Annotated in this window: 15 protein-coding genes; 5 read left to right on the forward strand and 10 right to left on the reverse strand. The window is 58.4% G+C overall.

What is annotated here, in order from left to right:
* Nucleotides 1–63: 63 nt before the first annotated feature.
* Nucleotides 64–660 carry an elongation factor P hydroxylase gene (locus C4S63_RS06035; protein ID WP_103916999.1) on the reverse strand — a complete coding sequence of 199 codons (597 nt, stop codon included), beginning with the start codon at nt 658–660 and terminating at the stop codon, nt 64–66.
* 16 nt (nt 661–676) lie between these two features.
* On the opposite strand from C4S63_RS06035, the gene C4S63_RS06040 reads away from it, so the two are divergent.
* On the forward strand, nt 677–2056 hold the full coding sequence (locus C4S63_RS06040) for an MATE family efflux transporter (RefSeq protein ID WP_103917000.1): 1380 nt from the start codon (nt 677–679) through the stop codon (nt 2054–2056).
* A 145-nt stretch (nt 2057–2201) separates the two neighbouring features.
* On the opposite strand, the gene C4S63_RS06045 is transcribed toward C4S63_RS06040, so the two are convergent.
* Nucleotides 2202–2657: a gamma-glutamylcyclotransferase family protein gene (locus C4S63_RS06045; protein ID WP_103917001.1), complete on the reverse strand. Its 456-nt coding sequence runs from the start codon at nt 2655–2657 to the stop codon at nt 2202–2204.
* A gap of 153 nt (nt 2658–2810) precedes the next feature.
* Here C4S63_RS06045 and C4S63_RS06050 point away from each other — a divergent pair, with 153 nt between their 5' ends.
* A complete protein-coding gene (locus tag C4S63_RS06050) occupies nt 2811–3497 on the forward strand; it encodes a hypothetical protein (protein WP_103917002.1) in 687 nt (228 codons plus the stop codon).
* Nucleotides 3498–3660: 163 nt separating this feature from the next.
* Here C4S63_RS06050 and tusA read toward each other — a convergent pair whose 3' ends face one another.
* From tusA to rlmM, 3 genes are read right to left on the reverse strand one after another with little or no spacing between them, the layout of a single operon-like run.
* Complete coding sequence (gene tusA / locus C4S63_RS06055; protein WP_062816241.1) at nt 3661–3897, reverse strand: sulfurtransferase TusA; 237 nt, start codon at nt 3895–3897, stop codon at nt 3661–3663.
* Complete coding sequence (locus C4S63_RS06060; protein ID WP_103917003.1) at nt 3894–5135, reverse strand: MFS transporter; 1242 nt, start codon at nt 5133–5135, stop codon at nt 3894–3896. The genes tusA and C4S63_RS06060 overlap by 4 nt, the downstream gene beginning before the upstream one ends.
* Nucleotides 5136–5137: 2 nt before the next feature.
* Entirely contained in the window at nt 5138–6199 is a 1062-nt protein-coding gene (rlmM, locus tag C4S63_RS06065; protein WP_103917004.1) for a 23S rRNA (cytidine(2498)-2'-O)-methyltransferase RlmM, read from the reverse strand.
* A 60-nt stretch (nt 6200–6259) separates the two neighbouring features.
* Here rlmM and C4S63_RS06070 point away from each other — a divergent pair, with 60 nt between their 5' ends.
* The gene (locus tag C4S63_RS06070; RefSeq protein ID WP_160052724.1) at nt 6260–6931 is read left to right on the forward strand and encodes an outer membrane beta-barrel protein; all 672 of its coding nucleotides are present in this window, start codon (nt 6260–6262) and stop codon (nt 6929–6931) included.
* A gap of 83 nt (nt 6932–7014) precedes the next feature.
* On the opposite strand, the gene purU is transcribed toward C4S63_RS06070, so the two are convergent.
* The gene (purU, locus tag C4S63_RS06075) at nt 7015–7887 is read right to left on the reverse strand and encodes a formyltetrahydrofolate deformylase (protein ID WP_062816245.1); all 873 of its coding nucleotides are present in this window, start codon (nt 7885–7887) and stop codon (nt 7015–7017) included.
* Nucleotides 7888–7917: 30 nt separating this feature from the next.
* Nucleotides 7918–8937 (reverse strand): AraC family transcriptional regulator, encoded by a 1020-nt coding sequence (locus C4S63_RS06080; RefSeq protein WP_062816246.1) that lies wholly within the window; start codon nt 8935–8937, stop codon nt 7918–7920.
* 274 nt (nt 8938–9211) lie between these two features.
* Here C4S63_RS06080 and C4S63_RS06085 point away from each other — a divergent pair, with 274 nt between their 5' ends.
* Nucleotides 9212–9607, forward strand: coding sequence for a response regulator (locus C4S63_RS06085; protein WP_062816247.1), 396 nt, complete (start codon nt 9212–9214; stop codon nt 9605–9607).
* 9 nt (nt 9608–9616) lie between these two features.
* Here C4S63_RS06085 and C4S63_RS06090 read toward each other — a convergent pair whose 3' ends face one another.
* Nucleotides 9617–11140 carry a Na/Pi cotransporter family protein gene (locus C4S63_RS06090; RefSeq protein WP_103917006.1) on the reverse strand — a complete coding sequence of 508 codons (1524 nt, stop codon included), beginning with the start codon at nt 11138–11140 and terminating at the stop codon, nt 9617–9619.
* A gap of 9 nt (nt 11141–11149) precedes the next feature.
* Nucleotides 11150–11965: a polyphosphate kinase 2 family protein gene (locus C4S63_RS06095; protein ID WP_062816249.1), complete on the reverse strand. Its 816-nt coding sequence runs from the start codon at nt 11963–11965 to the stop codon at nt 11150–11152.
* 281 nt (nt 11966–12246) lie between these two features.
* On the opposite strand from C4S63_RS06095, the gene C4S63_RS06100 reads away from it, so the two are divergent.
* Nucleotides 12247–12657: a VOC family protein gene (locus C4S63_RS06100; protein ID WP_103917007.1), complete on the forward strand. Its 411-nt coding sequence runs from the start codon at nt 12247–12249 to the stop codon at nt 12655–12657.
* 67 nt (nt 12658–12724) lie between these two features.
* Here the strand turns inward: C4S63_RS06100 and C4S63_RS06105 are convergent, their stop codons facing one another.
* Nucleotides 12725–14890 carry a 3-hydroxyacyl-CoA dehydrogenase NAD-binding domain-containing protein gene (locus C4S63_RS06105; RefSeq protein ID WP_103917008.1) on the reverse strand — a complete coding sequence of 722 codons (2166 nt, stop codon included), beginning with the start codon at nt 14888–14890 and terminating at the stop codon, nt 12725–12727.
* Nucleotides 14891–14895 lie beyond the last annotated feature (5 nt).

Here is a 14895-nt window from a genome sequence, read left to right on the forward strand (position 1 = left end):
AGAAAAGCCCGGTCGCGTCACTGTTAACTATTCACTGTTAACTGAAACTCTCCAGTCCACTGATCAAGGGCAATCAAAAACCTCGCCAAGCCCCTCCTCCAGGGAAATAGACGTCCGACCGTAGAAATCTACCAGGGTCTGACACCAGTGCCGGGGACGTTCAGGAAGGCCGTTTCCCAGTAAGGAAAGCGCCTTATCATGCACCTTCATTGCAAAGACCCTCTCATCCCCCGCCTCCCCATCCAGGTTATCCAGTGACACCCGAAACGGATGCCCACAGGCCGCACAGAAAAGCGCCTCATAGGCCTGGGGCAACACTTCTACCCGGGTGAACTCTGCCTGCTGCTCCGCATTGCGGCCATCCGGGGCATACCAGTAGCCATAATCTTCCTGCTGACGGCGCGCCGGACCTGCCACGCACCAGTGGGCGATTTCGTGCAGGGCGCTGCGGAAATAGTCACGGGTATAGCAGATACGATGGGGATTGCCCGGACGATACACGGGTTCGTCCGCGCCGCCTTCCAGCACGGTGGTGTGGGAATGAAAAAAAGTGGCCCTAAACAGTCTGTCCAGGTCTTCGCTACGATGCCCCCGAACAGCGCTTTGCGGTATGGTAGCCGCCTTTGTTTGGCCCTGTGGTTTACCGCCAAGATCACCCATAAGATTCGTCGCGCCTATGTCATCCCGTCGTCAGGAGCTCGTCGCCCAGCTCACCCTTGCCCTGCCCATTCTCGGCGGCCAGTTGGCCCAGACCGCCAATGGCTTCGTGGATACCATGATGGCCGGTCGGGTCAGTGCCAATGATCTGGCGGCAGTGGCGGTGGGTGCCAGCATCTGGGTGCCCCTGTTTCTGTTCATGACCGGCGTGCTGATGAGTGCCACGCCGATTCTGTCCCGCCATCTCGGCGGCGAAGCTTACCATCGCATCAACCCGCTCGCCCAGCAGGGCATCTGGCTGGGCCTGGGGCTGGGGGTGCTCTGTGCCATGATCCTGCGCAGCATCGCACCGGTGTTGGTGTGGATGGACGTGGACCCGGCCATTCGCCCGCTGGTCAGTGGCTATCTGGATGCGCTCAGCTGGGGCATGCCCGGTGCCGCCCTGATGCTGGCCATGCGAAGCTACACGGAATCCATTAATCACACTCGCCCGGTGTTGCTGTTCAGTGTGATCGGCCTGCTGATCAATATTCCCAGCAACTATGTGCTGATCTACGGCAAGCTGGGCTTTCCCGCCATGGGCGGCGTGGGCTGTGGCTGGGCGACCTCCCTGGTGATGTGGTCCATGGCACTGATGATGCTGTTTTATACCCACCGCCACCCGGTGTACCAGCATGCTCCGCTGAATCTGCGCCGGCGCCACGTTGAGATGGCCAGTCTGGGGTACATGTTGCGTCTGGGACTGCCGGTGGGCTTATCGATCTTTTTCGAGGTCAGCATCTTTGCCGTGATTGCCCTGCTGATTGGCAGCCTGGGCGCCCAGATCGTAGCCAGCCACCAGATCGCCCTGAATTTCACCTCGCTGATTTTCATGGTACCGCTCAGCTTTTCCCTGGCGGCCTCCGTGCGAGTGGGCCATGCCAGGGGACGCCACGACGAGCAGGGGCTGCGACATGCGGTGCAGGTGGCACTCTGTATCACCACCGTGGTGGGCGTGACAGCGGCAGCGGCGCTGGTCCTGGCAAGAGGCTGGATCCCCCATATCTATACCAATAACCGGGACGTCATTGAGCTGGCCACCTATCTATTGCTGTTCGCGGCGTTGTACCAGGTATCCGATGCCCTGCAGGTATGTGCCAACGGCTGCCTGCGCGGCTTTGAAGACACCGCCTGGCCAATGATCATGACCCTGTTCGCTTACTGGGGTGTGGGCCTGCCACTGGGGTACGGCCTGGGCCTGACCCACTGGTTCGGCGAACCCATGGGGCCGGCAGGGTTCTGGATCGGCCTGGTAGCCGGCCTGACCGTGGCCGCCATTCTGCTGGGATGGCGGCTGCGCTGGCGGATGCGGCAAACCCTGTCACCGACGGCTGACGTTTCACCTACGGCATCTCGGTAGGGTGCACTGAGCCTAAGGCGAACTGCACCTATCCGGCGTCTGAATGGTGCAGTTCGCCCTAGGCTCAGTGCACCCTACGAGACGCGAACACAGTTTCGGGGCAGGAAACCTGAGCATTTAGGTTTTGCACGTTAATCCTTGGTTGTCAGGGTTCAAAGACCGGGACCTGCAATAAACGTCGATAATAGCTGTCGCTCAACCAGGGCCGCCCGCTCAGCAAATGGTTGAGGTACCAGCGCTCCGGTTTCAGGTTTTCCGCCTGCCAGTCGGCGTTGGCAATATAAACCCAGGTGAGCACTTCACCGGCGCCGGTCTGCACCGGCAGGCATTCACGCCGGTAACGCACCGGGTGGCCCTCATAGGGATCCATTCGCTCTATTTCCTGGTGATCGCGCAAGCGGTACAACACCCCTTCCACGACCCCATCCGTCGGCACGATGTTGGCGTAGGCAATACCCTGCAGACCGTGGGCTCGCTTGTTGAAGGCCAGCGCCCACCCTTCCAGCCGCGCCGCCATGGAATCCTGATACTGCATCCCCCGCACCGCCATGCGGGACGGATTCATGTTCGAGCCATAGGCAAAATAATACTCACACTGCACACTCGCCTCCTGAAGAAGAATGCCACGATAAGCCGGTTATCTGCAGCGGCTTGCATGGCCGGCCCGTACAGGCTAACGTGAATTAACGGGCCGTGCAGAACGAACACTGTGTGTCGGGCTGGCGGCGCCAAGGACTTGTACCGGGAGGTGCCCATGACTCAGGCTCACCGGCAACACCCTGGCGGGAACAATGTGGTTCCTTTCTCTCCACGCCGCAAAGCGGCACAGCCCCCCATTTTGCGTCTCTCCCCGGAATACGATGGCATCGAGCTGTTGTACGCCAATGATCATCACCCGGATAAACTCTTCTCACTGAAAATTCTGGCCTGGGCCCGTCTCGCCAATGGCGACACCGTGGCCATGGTTCCCTGGCTGAAAGAGCCGGTGACCGCCATGGCCCTGGCGGATCCATTGAACGGTCGCTGGGAAGGTTACCGCCTGCCGGAAAGCGATTACCTGTTTATTGATGCCCCGGCACACAAGGTGCAGGAACTGGATGCGGCCATCAGCTTCTTCGGCAAGCCCCAGCCCGGGCATCAGACGATTCAGGAAATTCCCGACACGATCGGCACCCACGCGGTATTTTCCGAGGATGACTTCCACACCATCAGCCTGATGGAAGTGGTGAGCTGGCAACTGTCCGCCGACGGGAGTCTGGCTGCCATGGTGGCGGAGGAAAATGGCTTGGTGGAAACCCCGGTCCTGCCAGGCGCCGGGTGTCTGATCCAGGCCCAGCAACTCCCGGACTTCCGCTATTTTTTCCAACACGGCATCGCCAACAAACTCAAGGAAAGGGATCCGGAGGCCCTGGCGGCGGTGGCAATGCTGGCAAGGAGTTGAAAGGCAGTTAATAGTTAACAGTGAATAGTGAACAGCTACGCGGATTGATCCGTGAGAGAATCCACAACACAGGAGGCCCCGCCCATGGCTTGAGCGCGGCCTCTTTGCGTTCAACTTTCAATGCGCTTGGGCGCGCAACTATTCACTGTTAACTATTAACTGTTCACTGCTTCTTCTTTATCCAATACACAAACAGCTCCCCCTCCTGCTCCTGCCCCAGCAGGGTGTGGCCAAGAAACTGACAGAACTTGGGAATGTCCCGTTCGGTGGACGGGTCCGTGGCTCGCACTTCCAGAACCTCGCCGGGGTCCATGTCACGCACCTTGTTGTGCAGCATCATTACCGGTTCCGGACACAGCAGGCCGGTGGCGTCGAGGTGGTGTTGGGCGTCATGGCTCATGGAGTTACCTTTTTTGCGTTGCCAACAAGGGGCGCTTGCCAGAAAAAGGCGGCCATTATAACGGCTGTGCAGAGAATCGCAGCCAGCAGGAAATGGCCAGCATATCCCAGCCAGGCCGCACTGAAGCCGCTGGCCAGGGTAAAGGCCCCCACCGCAAACAACTGCACGGACGCCTGCATGGTGTAGTCACTTCCCTCATGGCCACTGCGGCAGTAGTCCATCATCAACACAAACAGGGCCACGGTGGAAAGGCCATCGGCGAACTGCTCGAAGAGCGCCACCGGCCAGATCCAGTGATCCGCCGGGCTGCTGGCCACCGCCCACCAACCCAAAAAAGACAGGGCCTGCAACCCGGCAAACCCGAACAGGGCCAGTTTGCGCGACAGGCGCATCATCAGCACCCCGGCCAGCGCCGCCCCGGCCAGCCCGACCAGGGATGACACCAGATCCAGACGACCGATGGCTTCCAGCGTCCATTGCCGATCCACCAGAAAGGGTTTGATCATACGGGTACCAAAACCATCACCGACCTTGTAGCCCAGCAGAATGATCAACCAAACGGCCATACCCGGGCGCCACCAGAACAGGGTCAATTGCCGGCGCCACCAGCGTAACGTCACCGGTCGGCGGGGCCGGATCTGCTCCGGTGGCTCATGAAACCGCCAGACAACCAGCGCCACCAGCAACAGGGCAAGCATCAGGCTGGCCAGAGTACCCTGCCAGCCCCAGTGACCGACCATGATCAACAGGGCACCACTGCCGAGAATCATGCCAATCTTGTAGCCATTCACCTGAATACTGTTACCTAACCCACGCAGGTCCGGTGTCAGCAAGCGCGTGGCCAGGCCGTCAGTGGCGATATCCTGGGTGGCGCTGAACAGGTTGAGCAGGAAAAGTAGCACCACCAGCAACGCAAAGCCGGGCCCGAACAACCATTCGCGGGGAAACAGGGCGGTGACTGCCAACACCAGCATTACCGCCAACACGCAGGCAAGAATCCAGCGCTTGCGGTGATTGGGCTTGCCGCTGCCCCAGCGGTCCACCCAGGGCGCCCAGAGAAACTTCAGTACCCACGGCAGCGCCGGCAACGCCAGCAGGCCAATCCATTCCGGTGACAGACCTGCGTCCCTGGCCAGGGCCGGCATGGACTTGCCCAACAACCCGGCGGGCAGGCCCTGGGCAAAGTAGAGCATGCCCAGAGTGACAAAGAGTGCCGGGGTGGCACGGGGGGCTGACATGATCAGTAATCCCGGTGGAAGGCGGCCCAGACGGTGATTTCCTCACGATCATAATAGAGCTGGGCAGCCTTGATCTCGGGTACACCCAGGTGCTCATGACGTTCCATGGCAGCGGTCAGCTTTTCCAGCAATTGCCAGGCTTCCTGGAACCGGCGCTTCATGGGCAGCTTGAGATTGAACAGGGCAGCCCGGGACCAGCCCTGGGTAAGCCACTTTTCCATCTGCTGCAGGGTACGTGCCGGCTTGTCCACCACATCGCAGACCACCAGGTCCACACTGCTGCGGGGCCGCCAGGTAAAGGCATCACCATGAATATGCTCTACCGGGTATTCATCCAGCAGACGCCCATCGAGTTTGCCGTGATCCACTGCCTGAACCTTGATACCGCGCCTGGCCAGTTGCCAGCTCCAGCCTCCCGGCGCGGCACCCAGATCCACAGCCGTTTTCGCAGTGAGGCTGTCGGTGCTACCGAAAAAGCGCAGTAACGCCTCTTCCACCTTGAGGGCAGATCGGCTGGGCGCTTCGGCCGGCAGTTTCAGCCGCCGCACCCCGCCTTCGGCAAGCGGCACCGACGTCGGGCTGCTGGTCACCCAGCCATTGTGGGAATCACTAAAGAACAGATGTACCCGTTGCCGGGCATTGGCTTTCAACAGGCCGGCTTTTTTCAGGCGAGGTTCCAGCGCCTTGCGAAAGCCACGCAGAAACCGCTGCATTTCCCGGCCGTCGTTGGTGTCAGGGTGCTCCAGAAACACTTCACGGAAAGGCGCGGCCTGTTTCAGTAATGGCCACAGCTCGGCGATCCTGTCATCGCCGATATTCACAAACTGCCCCTCGGCCAGGCTCAGACTGCGGGCAAAAATCAGCCCACTCTGCAGCAGTGGAGCCATGGAGCCCTGCTGGCTGTGCCAGAGCACATAGCCGCTGTCCGGGGTGGTACGGGGATAACCGCCGATCATCTGCTCAGCCGCATGGTAATTCAGCTCCGCAGCCAGGTCGTTCTCGAAGCCGGGTCGGCACAACCCCAGCAGGGTTTCATCATGGGCGTGCTGCAAGTCACTGTGCATGTCGGTCTCGCGGTGGTTACAATGTGGCACATTGTCCTTATCACAACGGCTGGATCAATAATGAAAACAATATTGCCGCTGACCCTGGGCCTTGGCGCTGCCCTGCTCTCCCCCTTTGTACACGCTGAAGAGGAACTGGCGCCACCGGATGTGGATTTCTACGCCGAGGCGCAGATGCTGCGCGCCGACCTGGCGCCCTACGGCTTTGATACCACCGACGGCCTGGATATTCGTCTGGGCATGTGGCTCAACAGCGTTGATATCGGTGGAGACTCTCGGCTGGGACTGGAGGCGGGCTTCCTGCGTCACAGCGAAGACTCGAACGGCCGTCAGCTTGAACGAGCCCCAGAATCCAACGAAACCCCGATTAATGGCACTCCCATCGACACTGTCCGAATCAACGAAGAGAACTCCCTTCGCCTTAACGGCATTACAGTGGGAGTTGTTTGGCAAACCAAACGCTGGGTCTATCTGAAAGGCGGTGCTTATATCTACGATTTCAAGCTCGAAAACCGTCAGCAACGGGCATTTCTTGACGATAATTCAGACACGGTTGCCAGCGTGAACGAAGCCCCAACGAACGACAGCCAAAGTGGTATCGCCCCTTATCTCGGCGTAGGCCTGGCCATCCCGGTTCTGGACAAGCTGTCCGTCACCGCGGATTACCGCCAAACGCAATTGGAATCCGAAAACTATGGCACCTTTGGTGTCGGGCTGCGTTTTTCCAACTGATTCGAAAACGCGGTTGGTGCCTTTGCTTGTAAGGCTCCAACCGCGCCACGCCTTTTCATCCCACAGCAGACCACTCTCTGCTGCTACTTCACAAACACCACGGTCTTGTTGCCATCCACGATCACCCGGTCTTCCAGGTGCCAACGGACCGCTCGCAGCATCACCTGACGCTCCACATCCTGCCCCAGCGATTTGAGCTCCTCGGCGGAATGGCGATGGCTTACCCGCTGCACGTTCTGCTCGATGATCGGCCCCTGATCCAGATCTTCGGTCACATAATGGCTGGTGGCACCAATCAGTTTGACGCCGCGATCGTGGGCCTGCTGATAGGGATTCGCCCCCACAAAGGCCGGCAGGAAAGAATGGTGGATATTGATAATGCGGTGCGGGTGATGGGAAACGAAATCGCTGCTCAAGATCTGCATGTAGCGTGCCAGCACGATCACATCCACCTGGCCCTCGAGCAGCGCCAATGCCTTGGCTTCCGCCTCGGCCTTGTTGTCGCCACTGACAGGAATATGGTGATACTCAATACCAAAGCGCTCCACTTCGCCGCGCAGGTCTTCATGGTTGCTGATCACCATGGGAATGGTGGCCGGCAAATCGCCCCGGGAGGTACGCCACAACAGGTCCATGATCACGTGGTCATGGCGTGACACCATCACCGCCATGCGCTTTTTCTCGCTGGCATAGCTGATTTGCCACTGCATGCCATAGGGTTCGGCAACCCGGCTGGCGAAGTTGTTACGCAGGGCCTCCCGGGAGCAGTCCAGCTCCGGCGTCTGGAATTCCAGCCGCAGAAAGAAGGTGCCGCCACGGGCATCGCTGGAATGCTGGTCGAAATCGGTGATGTTGGCACCGTGATTGAACAGAAAGGTACTGACGGCGCTGATGATGCCCGGCTTGTCCGGACAGGTCACCAGCAGGCGCGCCGTATTGGCGTCTTGCACTGTCATTGCAGGTCCTGATTAACGGGTCGGCACAAATTACTGACTGACGCCGAAGTGCTCCTTGCGGAAGCTGGATGGGGTCTTGCCCGTCCACTTCTTGAAAGCACGGTGGAAAGAGCTGGCCTCGCTGAAGCCCATCAACAGGGCAATTTCATCAATGCTCAGATCCGGCTTGGACAGGTAGTAGACCGAGGCATCCTTGCGGATGGAATCCTTGATCTCCTGGTAGCTGGTATTGGCCTCTTTCAGCCTCCGGCGCAGGGTTTGCGGCGTCATGTTGAGTTTACCGCAGATTTCCGTGAAATCGGGGAAACTGTTGCCGTATTCGTTGGAGATAATGGCCCGTATCTGCGCTGGCAGGCCCACATTATGAATATTGCCGTTAAACAGCTGGGTCAGGGAATCCTTCAGGAACTTGGACAGGGACAACTCATTCTGCACCAGCGGCAGATCAAGAAAGTCGGCCCGGAAGGTCACCGAACTCTCGTCGGCACTGTACTCAATCGGGCAATCAAACAGGAAACGATGTTCTTCGTCGTTTCTCACATCGGTGTAATCCAGTTTCACCAGTTTCGGCTCAATGGCCTTGCCGACCAGCCAGCTCATGAAGCGCAGCCACACAAACAGGGAGGTCTCGATGATCACTTCCCGAAAATCCAGACGGGGGTCCGCGTGAACCACCAACCTGGCGATGTCGCCTTCTCGCGTAATGCGGGAATACATGCTCAGCTCGAACAAATCGTAAAAACGGATACCCCGCTCAACGGCTGCCCCCAGGGTCGGGCAATTGATGACCGCATGGGCCATCATGGAAAAGGTGCCGGGCTTGGATTTGCGCCCCTGGCCGAAACCGAGGAACTCGTCCTGGGTCTGCTGCATGATCAGCAGCATCATCTTGATAAAGGTGTCGCGCTCAATGCTCCCGTTCGGGTCATCGAGCAACTGTCGGGGAATGTCGCACTGATCCAACAGATCGGGAATGCTGGCACCAGACCGGGCCGCCCCCTGGAGCAATTTTACGACGCGATTGATATTGATTGTTCTGCGCTGGTACATCGACCGCCACCCTCACACCGCTGGCAATGCCAAAAAACGGCTTAACCGCTTATTCAGTATCCTGAAATGGTTACCCGTTCATCATTGTTGTCCAACGGGCTTGTCTCTCGAATCCTCAGCACGGAATCCGGGCCGTCAATAATAAAGAAACTCGCCATAATTGACATAGTGTTTACCCGGTCCGACCGTGCCATTGTACGTGGAAATAACAAAAATCGCCTTGACGCATCTTTCACCCTTGTTATCCACCCGTCATTACGTTACAAAATCATCCATGAATGTTCTCGTTGTCGAAGACAATAAAGCTGTCAGTCTGATCATTTGCCGTATCATTGAAGAGTTGGGCCATGAATATGTGCTGGCCGCCGACGGTGAGGTGGCGCTTCGCCTTTTTCGACAACGGAAGGTGGATCTGCTGATTCTGGATGTGGAACTACCGTCTCTGGACGGCTTCAGCGTCGCCCGGGAAATCCGCAACCAGAATGGCCATACTCCCATCCTTTTTATATCCGGCAACAACAGCGAATCCTATCGGCAACAATGCCTGGACGCTGGCGGCGAGACCTTGATGCCCAAACCCCTGCGACCCAGTGAATTGCGGCGCTGGCTGGAAATGGCTTTCAGCCAGTTAGCTGCCGGCAACCTTGCCCCCTCTGACGCCTCCGCTTGACCTCAGCCCTCATTGCCTAACGTCATTTGTCACCGCCAGACTGCGTAACCAGTGCCGCCCGCTCTCATCCACTTCCCGGGCCAGATTCAACACGCTGATACCCCGTAAACGAGCGCCTGAGACCAGCGAATAGGCCTCACGCTGGAGTTTCTCCATGGCCAGACGATGCTCAGCCGCCAGCTCAGCGCCGGGCGATGCCTGGTAAAGCCTGTCCAGCGCCAGCAAAATCTGCTCACTGAATCCCTTCAGGCCGGGGTCCCGGCTTTCTGCAAGAAGCGCCAGATCATCGGCCACATCCTTCAACGCTTTCAAGGCATAAACGGCCTCACGAACCCGAGCCCGGAGCCGCTGGAGGCGCTGTTCCTGCCCCTCGGTCAGGGTCTGTTGAGCCAGCCGGTTGGCATAATCCGCCAACTGCATTTCCTGATCTGTTACCTGCTCATACTCCTCCAGGAAACGCGACAAGGAACGCCCCTGCAGGGGGTAACGGCAATAGTTGCGGACCCGCTCAATGAGACTGTCCGTCTCACGACTCAGCACCAGTAACGCCGGCTCCACCGATTGCGGGCTGATATCGGCAAACAGGTCATGATGTGCTCGCTTACCAATGTGTTTCTCAATCCCCTTTTCCATGGCGGCCAGAAACGGCGCGAACACGACGATCCCGATCAGGTTGAAACCGGTATGAAAGGCCACCAGGCCATATAACGGATCATTGACACCAAGCCAGACCGCCACTTGTGGCCATACAGGCATCATCAGAGAAAACGCCATCAGGGCCGTTCCCACGTTATATAACACATGAAAGGCCGCCACCTGTTTCTTCTGCACGGAGCCCTTGATCGCGCCAAGCAACAAGGTACTCGTGGTACCCAGATCCGCACCAATCACCAACGCGAGGGCTTCCGGCAAGGCGATCAAACCGCCATTGAGCGCCGATAGCGTAATCAACATGGCCGCCGACGACGACTGGATGATGGCGGTCAGCAGCACGCCGGCCAGCAGATATACCAGTGGTGGGTAACCCTGCAGCCAGCTCACATCAAAACGCTGGCCGACGCCTTCAACCGCCACCTTCATGGTATCCAGACCGAAAATCAGCAATCCGAATGCCAGCAAAAACAGGCCGCCAGAGCGCCACAGCCCTTTCGGCAAAAGCACGTAGCAAAGAGCACCGGCCCCCGCCAGTGGCAAGCTCACCGCAGAGAGCGAGAGTTTGAAACCCAGCAGTGTCACCAGCCAGCCGGTAACCGTAGTGCCCAGATTGGCACCCAGCATCACTGCCATGGCATGGCGCAGGGGAAGGATGCCCACCGACACGAATGCCAGGACCAGCAATCCGACCAGGGAGCTGCTCTGCATCACGGCAGTTATCAACGCACCTGCCACAACGCCTTTCAGCGTAGTGTTGGTGGACCGTTGCAGCCAGTGTGAGGCCTTTTCGCTGAAAAGGGTCTGCACCGCCTGCTCCACCAATTGCATGGAAAACAGGAACAACCCCAGCCCGGCAATCATGGTCAGCACACTGTTCATACCTGCAACTCAATCATGCGTTTTCATCAGTTCCCGGCGATAGTGCTCAATACACTGCAGGTCTTCACGGGGATATTCTGGTGCCAGCTCCTGAAGCGTAGACAACAACAACTGTGCCACAGCCGCTCTGGCACGGTGCTTGTCATCATTGGGAATAAGATGCCAGGGAGCATGAAGGGTATGGGTTGCCGTCAGGGTCTCATTGACCAGCGTTAGATAGGATTCCCTCGCCATCCAGCTTTCCACATCGGCGGGATCGAACTTCCAGCGCTTGCGAGGCTTGTCCAGTCGCTTCAACAGCCGGCGGCGCTGTTCTTCGCGAGAGGTGTTCAGCCAGATTTTGATGATCCGGGTGCCTTCCCGATGCAGGTGTTGTTCGAACGCGTTGATGGCCTCATATTTCAGTGGCCAGTCATCACTACTGTGCTCGGTGACCGGCCATAACCGTTCGGCCAGTACCGATTCGTAATGACTGCGATTGAATGCCACCACTTCCCCCCTGGCCGGCAAATGACGCCATACTCGCCAGAGAAAATCATGGTCCACCTCCTCACCCAGGGGGCGACTGAATCCATGCACCCGGAACGCGGCCGGATCCATTGCTCCGGCCAGGGTGCGAATCAAACTATCCTTGCCGGAAGCATCAAGACCCTGCACAACCAGCAGCACCCCATTACGCCGATTGGCAAACAGTCGCCGTTGGTATTCTTGCAGGCCGGCCAGTGCCGTATCCAGGCACGGCTCCGGAGAGTCCGGAAAACGTGTTGGCAAACTCTGCACGTTGAGGGTCGGTCCTGAGGGCCAACCAAAGCGGTCCAGTTCCATGCTGACTCCCTTGGGTATACCGAATTGAGCATAATGGGCAGCGTGATCTCGGGAGCCTCTGAATAACTCCTTGCATGCTCAGTCTTTCAGGCTGGGTCGCAATCCCCACTCGCAGAGCACAGAATGCGCGGTTTTGAAAGTGTATGTCCATCCACCGAAAAACCGCAACAACGAGTGCCAGTCAGCCTGGAAGCGCCAGCAGAAGATGCCTGAAAGGCATATCGGCCGCGCGAGTACGCATGGCGTGATCCAGAAGCCCCGCACGCAAACAGGAGATTTTCATGGAACCACGCATCAGCATGATCACCCTTGGCGTCAGGGATCTGGCTACGGCGATCCGCTTTTATGAACAGGGCCTGGGCCTGCCTCGCCGCCCCGGTCCCGACGATGCGCCGGTGGCGTTCTTTGAATTGAACGGCACCTGGCTGGGGTTGTTCGGTCATGACGACCTGGCGGCTGATGCCGGCGTTGGAGCAGCCGGTGAGGGTTTTCGGGGAGTGGCGATGGCTCACAATGTGGAAAGCCCACAGCAGGTTGACCAGCTGCTCGCCCAGGCCCGGGAAGCCGGCGCACAACGGATCAAACCCGGCCAGCCCACCGACTGGGGCGGTTACGCCGGCTACTTTGCCGACCCGGATGGCCATCTCTGGGAAGTCGCCTGCAACCCGCACTTCTGGGTTGGACCTCGCTAGTATCAGCAACGGATAGACATAAAAAAGCCCGGCACAGGGCCGGGCTTTTTAACAGACGACATCCACGTTATTTGTAGATTTCGCCCTTTTCCGCTTTCTCCACCAGGGAAGCCGGCGGATTGAAGCGATCACCGTACAGCTTGGCCAGCTCCTGGGCACGAGCCACAAAACCGCGCAGGCCACCCTCATACTGGTTAATGTACTGGATCACGCCACCGGTCCAGGCCGGGAAGCCGATACCGAAGATGGAGCCGATGTTGGCGTCCGCCACGGATTCCATCACTCCCTCGTCAAAGCATTTCACCGCTTCAATGGCTTCCACGAACATCATCCGTTCCTTGATATCTTCGAACGGGATTTCCTTGTCACCACCAAAAGCGTCTTTCAGGCCAGACCAAAGGTGCTTCTTGCCGTTTTCCGGATATTCGTAAAAGCCTTTGCCCTGGGCTTTGCCCGGACGATTGAGCTCTTCGACCATTTTCTTCATGACCACTTCCGCAGGATGCTCCGGCGGCAGCTCTGTGCCTTCACGCTTGGCATCATCACGGGCTGCCTTGCCGATCTTCAGGGCAGTTTCCATGTTGATCTCATCGATCAGGTTCAGGGTGCCTACCGGATAACCCGCCTGCATGGCCGCCTGCTCAATGGACTGGGCGTTAATGCCCTCACCCAGCATGGCAATACCTTCGTTGGCAAAGGTGCCAATCACGCGGGTGGTGAAGAAGCCACGGGCATCGTTGACCACGATAGGGGTCTTCTTGATCTGCTGGCAGTAATCGTAGGTTTTCGCCAGCGCTTCCGGGCTGGTGTCCTTGCCGGAAATAATTTCCACCAGCGGCATCTTGTCCACCGGGCTGAAGAAGTGGATACCGATAAAGTTGTCCTGCTTCTTCACACCCTTGGCCAGGCCGGTAATCGGCAGAGACGAGGTGTTGGAACCCAGCACCGCATCCGGCTTCACCACATCCTCGATTTCCTGGAAGACCTTGTGCTTCAGTTCGGTGCTCTCGAACACCGCCTCAATCACGAAGTCCACCCCTTCCAGATCCTTGGCATCCGCCGTGGCGTGGATCAGGGACAGGATTTGCTCTTTCTTCTCCTCGGTCATCTTGCCCCGGGAGATTTCCTTGTCGAGCAGTTTACGGGAGTAGTCCTTGCCCTTCTCCGCGTTTTCCTGGGAGATATCTTTCAGCACCACCTGGGCACCACTGCGAGCGGTCACGTAGGCGATACCTGCACCCATCATGCCCGCACCGAGAATACCGACTTTTTCGGCGCGGAATTTCGGCACATCCTTGGGACGGCTGGCACCGGCGTTGATCGCCTGCAGGTTGAAGAAGAAGGCGGTGATCATGTTCTTGGCCACCTGGCTGGTGACCAGGGACACGAAGTAGCGGCCTTCAATGGTGGAGGCATTATCGAAATCCACCTGGGCCCCTTCCACGGCCGCCGACATGATCGCCAGCGGGGCCGGGTAGTTGGCACCCTTGATCTGCTTTTTCAGGTTGGCCGGGAAGGCCGGCAGGTTCATGGCGAACTTGGGATTCTTGGGGTCCCCGCCGGGAATCTTGTAACCCTTCTGGTCCCAGGGCTGCTGGGCTTTCGGGTTGGCCTTGATCCATTCGCGGGCCTTGGCCAGCATCTCATCACGGTCGGCGGCCAATTCGTCGATCAGCCCCACTTTCTGGGCCTTGTCGGCTTTCATCCGCTGGCCCTGCATCAACACCTTCATCAGGCCGTCCTGGATGCCCAGCATGCGCACTACGCGGGTCACACCGCCACCACCGGGCAGCAAACCCAGGGTCACTTCAGGGAGACCGAACTGGGCCGATTTATCGTTGATGGCAACACGGTGATGACAGGCCAAAGCGATTTCCAGACCGCCGCCCAGAGCCGTACCGTTCAGGGCTGCCACAACCGGCTTGCCCAGGGTTTCCAGCACACGCAGCTGGCGCTTGATCTCCGTCACGTTATCCAGGAATACCTGGCCGTCTTCCTTTTTCGCCTTGAGCAGGTCACGGAGATCACCGCCGGCAAAGAAGGTCTTCTTGGCAGAGGTGATGATGACGCCGGCAATGTTGTCTTTCTCTTTTTCCAGACGCTCTACGGTGGCGGCCATGGACTTGCCGTACAGCTCGTTCATGGTGTTCGCGGACTGATTGGGATCATCCAGAATCAGGGTAACGATGTTGTCCGCGTCCTGTTCCCAACGGATAGCAGTTTGTTCACTCATTTCAT

Source organism: Alcanivorax sp. DSM 26293 (assembly GCF_900107995.1).
Taxonomy (GTDB): Bacteria; Pseudomonadota; Gammaproteobacteria; order Pseudomonadales; family Alcanivoracaceae; genus Alcanivorax.

Excerpts from the sequence above, each read along its gene's own strand:
- C4S63_RS06070 (WP_160052724.1), top strand. The coding sequence starts at position 6,260 with ATGAAAACAATATTGCCGCTGACCCTGGGCCTTGGCGCTGCCCTGCTC.
- C4S63_RS06085 (WP_062816247.1), top strand. The coding sequence starts at position 9,212 with ATGAATGTTCTCGTTGTCGAAGACAATAAAGCTGTCAGTCTGATCATT.
- C4S63_RS06035 (WP_103916999.1), bottom strand. The coding sequence starts at position 660 with ATGGGTGATCTTGGCGGTAAACCACAGGGCCAAACAAAGGCGGCTACC.
- C4S63_RS06105 (WP_103917008.1), bottom strand. The coding sequence starts at position 14,890 with ATGAGTGAACAAACTGCTATCCGTTGGGAACAGGACGCGGACAACATC.
- C4S63_RS06095 (WP_062816249.1), bottom strand. The coding sequence starts at position 11,965 with ATGGAACTGGACCGCTTTGGTTGGCCCTCAGGACCGACCCTCAACGTG.
- C4S63_RS06050 (WP_103917002.1), top strand. The coding sequence starts at position 2,811 with ATGACTCAGGCTCACCGGCAACACCCTGGCGGGAACAATGTGGTTCCT.
- C4S63_RS06040 (WP_103917000.1), top strand. The coding sequence starts at position 677 with ATGTCATCCCGTCGTCAGGAGCTCGTCGCCCAGCTCACCCTTGCCCTG.
- C4S63_RS06060 (WP_103917003.1), bottom strand. The coding sequence starts at position 5,135 with ATGTCAGCCCCCCGTGCCACCCCGGCACTCTTTGTCACTCTGGGCATG.
- C4S63_RS06090 (WP_103917006.1), bottom strand. The coding sequence starts at position 11,140 with ATGAACAGTGTGCTGACCATGATTGCCGGGCTGGGGTTGTTCCTGTTT.
- purU (WP_062816245.1), bottom strand. The coding sequence starts at position 7,887 with ATGACAGTGCAAGACGCCAATACGGCGCGCCTGCTGGTGACCTGTCCG.
- C4S63_RS06100 (WP_103917007.1), top strand. The coding sequence starts at position 12,247 with ATGGAACCACGCATCAGCATGATCACCCTTGGCGTCAGGGATCTGGCT.
- tusA (WP_062816241.1), bottom strand. The coding sequence starts at position 3,897 with ATGAGCCATGACGCCCAACACCACCTCGACGCCACCGGCCTGCTGTGT.
- rlmM (WP_103917004.1), bottom strand. The coding sequence starts at position 6,199 with ATGCACAGTGACTTGCAGCACGCCCATGATGAAACCCTGCTGGGGTTG.
- C4S63_RS06080 (WP_062816246.1), bottom strand. The coding sequence starts at position 8,937 with ATGTACCAGCGCAGAACAATCAATATCAATCGCGTCGTAAAATTGCTC.